The sequence below is a fragment of the Rhizobacter sp. P1_G5 genome, from assembly GCF_056405435.1.
In genome coordinates this window covers 1-4746 of sequence record NZ_JBFUCB010000485.1, presented here as the reverse complement: position 1 = coordinate 4746, position 4746 = coordinate 1, and the positions used below count along the sequence as shown (strand labels likewise).

The following is a 4746-nucleotide window of genomic DNA, read 5'->3' as shown; positions in this document are numbered from 1 at the left end:
CCGGACAAGGCCTTCGGCTTGCGCTCCAGCAGGTGCTCGATCTGCAGCACCTGCGCCGCGCGGCTCACGGCCGCGCGCATCTCGTCCTTGGAATAGCCGGCGAGCCGCAGCCCGAAGGCCATGTTCTCGGCGACCGTCATGTGGGGGTAGAGCGCATAGCTCTGGAACACCATCGCGATGCCGCGCTTGGCCGGCGGCACGTCATTGACGAGTTCGCCGCCGATGTAGAGCTCACCCGCGGTGATGTCCTCGAGGCCGGCGATGCAGCGCAGCAGCGTCGACTTGCCGCAGCCCGACGGCCCGACGAACACCAGGAACTCGCCGTCGCGGATCTCCAGGTCCACGCCGTGCAGGATCACGACGTCGTCGAACGCCTTGCGCAGGGCCTTCAGCTGGAGATCGGCCATGGATTGCTCACGTTGTCGTTCCTGGATGTCGGAAGTCACAAGTCAAAAGGGCCGGCTTCTCAGCCGGCCCGTACTGCTCTCAACTCAGCATTTCAGCAAAACCGAGTCTTCAAACCGTCCCTCTATCAGAACCAGATTTCMGCCTGGGCACCATAGGACGTGCCCTTGGTGTCGCCGTTGGCGCGGTTGGTGACGCCGGCGCCGCCGTTCTCGGCCGCGTTGGCCGCCGMGTTCCACTTGGCCGTCGTCACGTACAGGCGCAGTTCCGGACGGTTCCAGAAGCCCGGGCCCGTCGACAGCGTCGGCGCGAACGTGAACTTCGCCAGCTTCTGCGTGTCGCTGCCGTCCGGCTTCTTCTGCACGTACGCGGCTTCGCTCACCAGCTTGAAGTTCTTCGTCAGCGCGTACGAGCCGCGGCCGCCCACYGACACCGAGTTCACCTTSGTGGTCTGGCCCGCGAAGTTCTCGACCTTGTCCTGCTGGAACATGATCTGGCCCTGGCCGCCGAACGCGCCCACCTGCCAGCCCGGGCTCTCCACGATGCGGAAGCTCTTGGTCGCAGACGTCGCGTTCAGCGTGCCGAAGCCGCCGTCCACGCCCGCCGAGCCYTGYGCGAACTGCACCCACAGGATGTTGGTGCCGCCCAGCCCGAACGCGTTGTCCTGGTTGTGCTGCACGCTCAGGCCGAAGCCGTTCTTGCCGCCSGTGAAGTCACCCTTCACGTAGGTGCCCACCACGCGCAGCTTGCCGCCCGGGTTCACCACCAGCTCCGACAGGTCCGCGTTCAGGCGCGAGGCCGGACGCTGGTCCGTGCCCGTYGCCGCAGGCGTSCCCTGGATCACGCCACCGCTGTCGTTGCGGAAGAACGCCAGGCCCAGCTTGCCACCGCCCACGGCGATGCTGTCCGCACCCGCGCCCACGCCCGACAGGTTGATGAAGAACGTGTCGGTGATGTGCACGTCSGCACGGCCGTAGAAGCGCTTGCCGATCCAGAAGTTCACGTCCGGGGCRATGTCGTAGCCCTTGCCYTCGACGTACATCTGGTTGATGCCCACCGACGCCGCGCCGGTGTCGCTCGAGTCGCCGTTGTAAAAGTTCGTCATCAGCGCGGCCTTGTATTCCACGCCGTCCGACTTGAAGCCCTGGCTCAGCAGGAACTCACCGTAGAAGTCGCACTCGTTGCCGAGCCGGTACTTCATGCCCGCGCCGCTCAGGCCGTAGCACGCACGSGCATCGTCCTTCTTCGCCGCGCCCGGGCCGGTGCGGAAGTAGCCGCCCCAATCGACGGCTTGTGCAGAGGTGGCGCCCAACAGACCCATCGCGGCGGCAATGGTCGCGAGCTTGAACTGACTCTTCATCTACTGACTCCTCAGAGGTTTTGCTTTGAAATGTGCCGAGCGCTCGGTCTGGGGGGACCCATTGCTGCAGCGGTTGGGGGAAACAGAGTGGGCGGCGAGCGGTTCGCAGTTCGCCCTGAATGGCTGGAAACTTGCGTTGTCTTCCTTGTGTCCAGCGAGTAGCACGGCTACATCACTGGCTGTAATGTTTTGTCAAGGTTGACTCTAGTAATCCGACTACAGCCGGTAAACGCGGGTTTTCCCGTCGTTTCTCACAATAACCACACCCATCAGGGAAGTCCCGAATGTCAGGCCGTCGATACTTTGCGGCCGGCTTGGCTATCATGAAAAGTAGTTTGGCTACAAAGACGAGCGCACGGTTCGGGTGCATTGCACGCCGGGCCGCATGGCATCGAGGGGGTGCCGCAGGCGCCAGGGAGGCCGCGTGCGGATGGTCGCGCTGCGGCGGGGATCGTCGCCACAGGGTTTGCCTGCGGTGACTCGAACGAGAGAGCGTTGACATGCAGGCAGATTCATTTCCGCGGTGGGTGGGCGATGTCGGTGGGACGAACGCGCGCTTTGCGCTGCAACTGGCGCCCGGCGCCGAGCTGACGTCCATCGACACGCTGCCGGCGGCCGATCACCCGACGCTGCAGGACGCGATGGCGCATTACCTGCAGGCGCATTCGCCAACGGTGCGGCCGCGCTGGTGCGCGATCGGCATCGCCAACCCGATCGTCGGCGACCACGTGCAGATGACCAACCACCACTGGTCGTTCTCGATCGAGGCGGTGCGCCAGAAGCTGGGGCTCGAGCGCTTGCTGCTGATCAACGACTTCACCGCGCTCGCGCTGTCGCTGCCGTCGCTGAAGCCTGCCGAGTTGCGGCAGGTGGGCGGTGGGGCGGTGGTGGAGGGGGCGCCGGTCGGTCTGATCGGCGCCGGCACCGGGCTCGGTGTGTCAGGCTTGCTGCGGGTGCCCGGCAGCGACCGGGTGGTGCCGCTGAACGGCGAGGGCGGCCATGTGTCGCTGGGCGGTGCGACGCCGCGCGAGGACGCGGTGATCGCGGCGTTGCGCCAGCGCTACGGTCATGCCTCGGCCGAGCGGGCGTTGTCGGGGCCGGGGCTGGTGAGCCTCTATGAAGCGCTGTGCCAGGTCGACCGCGCGAACGCGCAGCCGCTGAGCGCGGCCGAGGTCAGCGAGCGTGCGGTGGCCGCGAGCGACGCGCACTGCGTCGAGGCGCTGGACATGTTCTTCGCGCTGCTGGGCAGCGTGGCCGGCAACCTGGCGCTGTCGCTGGGCACGCGCGGCGGGATGTACATCGGCGGCGGCATCGTGCCGCGCCTGGGCGACCGGATCGACCGGTCGACCTTCCGCGAGCGCTTCGTCGCGAAGGGGCGTTTCCGCGACTACCTGCAGGCGATGCCGACCTTCGTCGTGCAGGCCAGCACCTCGCCGGCCCTGCTGGGGGCCTTGCGGGCGCTGGACGATCTGTGATCAGACTTCCGCCGCGATGCCGCCCATCGCGTGGCTGAAGCCGGCGTCGACATAGGTGATTTCCGACGTGACGCCGGCTGCCAGGTCGGACAGCAGGAAGGCCGCGACGTTGCCGACGTCGTCGATCGTCACGTTGCGGCGCAGCGGCGCGTTCTGCTCGACCACCTCGAGGATCTTGCCGAAGCCCTTGATGCCTGACGCCGCCAGCGTCTTGATCGGGCCGGCCGAGATGCCGTTGACCCGCACGCCCTTCGGGCCGAGGCCGGCCGCCAGGTAGCGCACCGAGGCCTCGAGCGAGGCCTTGGCCAGGCCCATCGTGTTGTAGTTGGGAACGCTGCGGACCGCCCCCAGATAGCTCAGCGTGAGCAGGGCGGCCTTCGGCGACAGGCGCGAGGCGGCTGCCTTGGCCATCGCCGGGAAGCTGTAGCTGGAGATGTCGTGGGCGATGCGGAAGGCCTCGCGCGACAGGCCGTCGAGGAATTCGCCGGCAATCGCCTCGCGCGGGGCGAAACCGATCGAATGGACGAAACCGTCGAATTGCGGCCAGGTTTCGCCGAGCTGGTTGAACATCGCGTCGATCTGCTCGTCGCTCGCGACATCGCAATCGAACAACAGCGTGGAGTCGAATTCGGCGGCGAACTCGGCCACGCGGTCCCGGAAGCGTTCGCCGACGTAGCTGAAAGCCAGTTCGGCACCCTCGCGCCGGCAGGCGCGTGCAATGCCGTAGGCGATCGAGCGGTTGGACAGAACGCCGGTGATCAGGAAGCGCTTGCCGGCCAGGAATCCCATGGAGTCTCCAGTCTGGTATTCGTCAAAAGGGGGTGCTCATTCTGGCACGCACTCGCGCTTGACTCTCACAACCCTTGCCGGGTAGTCCGCCACCGGGATACAATGCGTCTTTCGCAAGAAAACTGCATGGGCGGATTCTTCCAGCCCATTTTTTTTGCTTCTTCACATTTTCATAACCTCTGAAGACACTCGCTGGATGAATTGGCAAGCCGTTGTTGAACGCACCGTGACCGGGTTGGGTTACGACCTCGTGAGTTGCGAGCGCAGCCCCAAGGGTTTGCTGCGTGTCTTCATCGACCGCCTGCAGAATGATCCGAACGGCGAATTCATCGTCGTCGAGGATTGCGAGAAGGTGACCCGCCAGCTGCAGCACGTGCTGGAGGTCGAGGGTTGCGCCTATGAGCGCCTGGAAGTGTCGTCGCCGGGACTGGACCGGCCGCTGAACAAGCCCGCTGACTATCAGCGCTTCGCCGGCTCGGAGATCGAGTTGACGCTGAAGGTGCCGTTCCAGGGCCGCAAGAAATTCCGCGGCGTGCTGGAGGCCCTGGGAGAGCAATGGCGCCTGGTGTTCAACGACGGCAAGGTCGACCAGGCCCTGGATTTTTCGTTCGAGGAAGTGCGGGAGGCCCATCTGGTGCCTGTCCTCGATTTCAAGGGCCGGCGCTTTGCGCAGCCGGCTGCTGTGCCTGACGGAGCCGACGTGCAGGCCGAAGACGT

Annotated in this window: 5 protein-coding genes; 2 read left to right on the top strand and 3 right to left on the bottom strand. The window is 65.7% G+C overall.

The window, feature by feature from the left end; genetic code table 11:
* Together AC1D12_RS25155 and AC1D12_RS25150 are read right to left on the bottom strand one after the other, a co-directional pair.
* The coding region (locus AC1D12_RS25155; protein ID WP_477843610.1) for an ABC transporter ATP-binding protein at window positions 1-407 on the bottom strand (407 nt) is incomplete at its 3' end.
* A gap of 125 nt (window positions 408-532) precedes the next feature.
* Window positions 533-1765, bottom strand: a complete 1233-nt coding sequence (locus tag AC1D12_RS25150) for a maltoporin (RefSeq protein WP_477843608.1) — start codon at window positions 1763-1765, stop codon at window positions 533-535.
* 500 nt (window positions 1766-2265) lie between these two features.
* Between AC1D12_RS25150 and AC1D12_RS25145 the strand changes: the two genes are divergently transcribed.
* Window positions 2266-3240: a glucokinase gene (locus AC1D12_RS25145; protein WP_047512525.1), complete on the top strand. Its 975-nt coding sequence runs from the start codon at window positions 2266-2268 to the stop codon at window positions 3238-3240.
* On the opposite strand, the gene fabI is transcribed toward AC1D12_RS25145, so the two are convergent.
* Window positions 3241-4029, bottom strand: a complete 789-nt coding sequence (gene fabI, locus AC1D12_RS25140; protein ID WP_477843605.1) for an enoyl-ACP reductase FabI — start codon at window positions 4027-4029, stop codon at window positions 3241-3243.
* A 196-nt stretch (window positions 4030-4225) separates the two neighbouring features.
* On the opposite strand from fabI, the gene rimP reads away from it, so the two are divergent.
* The coding region (rimP, locus tag AC1D12_RS25135) for a ribosome maturation factor RimP (RefSeq protein ID WP_477843604.1) at window positions 4226-4746 on the top strand (521 nt) is incomplete at its 3' end.